The sequence below is a fragment of the Bradyrhizobium australafricanum genome (genome assembly GCF_020329495.1).
In the GTDB taxonomy this organism is placed as follows: Bacteria; Pseudomonadota; Alphaproteobacteria; order Rhizobiales; family Xanthobacteraceae; genus Bradyrhizobium; species Bradyrhizobium australafricanum.
On record NZ_JAGKJL010000207.1, the window covers coordinates 1 to 696 of the forward strand.

General features: G+C 60.3%; 1 protein-coding gene. It reads right to left on the reverse strand.

Annotation, left to right across the window (positions count from 1 at the left end; all coding sequences use genetic code 11):
• Nucleotides 1–674 (reverse strand): DDE-type integrase/transposase/recombinase (locus J6525_RS47880; RefSeq protein WP_225649633.1); only part of this gene is annotated, 674 nt, incomplete at its 3' end.
• Between the last annotated feature and the right edge of the window lie 22 nt (nt 675–696).

The following is a 696-nucleotide window of genomic DNA, read 5'->3' on the forward strand; positions in this document are numbered from 1 at the left end:
GTGTTTGGTCCCGTATGATTGGCGAGGGCCCGCATTGGGGCCTGGTAGCGGAGGCATTTGAGCCTGGTTCGATTGTAGTCGTGGACGAATTTGGCGATGAAGGTGTCTCGATCGGCGTGATCGATGAAGGTCCGCCGGGCGCTGCCACGCTTTGTTTCGCGGCCAATGGCTTCGGCGATGCGCCGGTTGAAACGTTCGACGAGTCCGTTGGTCTGCGGATGGTAGGGCTTGGTCAGGCGATGCTGGATGCCGCACTGTCGGCAGAGTTGATCAAAGGGGTGGTCGCCGGAAGGCTTCCCGGGCGGCTTGTTCTTCTTGTCGACGGCGAAGCGGTCGGTGAACTCGGCACCGTTGTCGGTGAGGATAGTGTGAACCTGGTGCGGAAAATCAGCCAGGAAGCGCTTAAGGAAACCGGTCGCGGTCGCTCCGTCCCGCTTGGAATGGACCTCGACAAAGACGTAGCGGGTGGCTCGGTCGATGGCGACAAAGGCATAGCTGGTGCGGCGCTGCAGTGCCGGCAGATACTTCACGTCGATATGGATGAAGCCGATACTGGCATTCTCGAAGACGCCGGCTTTGGGCTTGTCAGGCTTGGCAAGCCGGCTGATGCCATTGCGCTGCAGGCAGCGGTGAATAGCACTACGGGACAGCTTGGCGTTGATGCATCGCCGCATCACCTCAACGATGTCGTCCAGC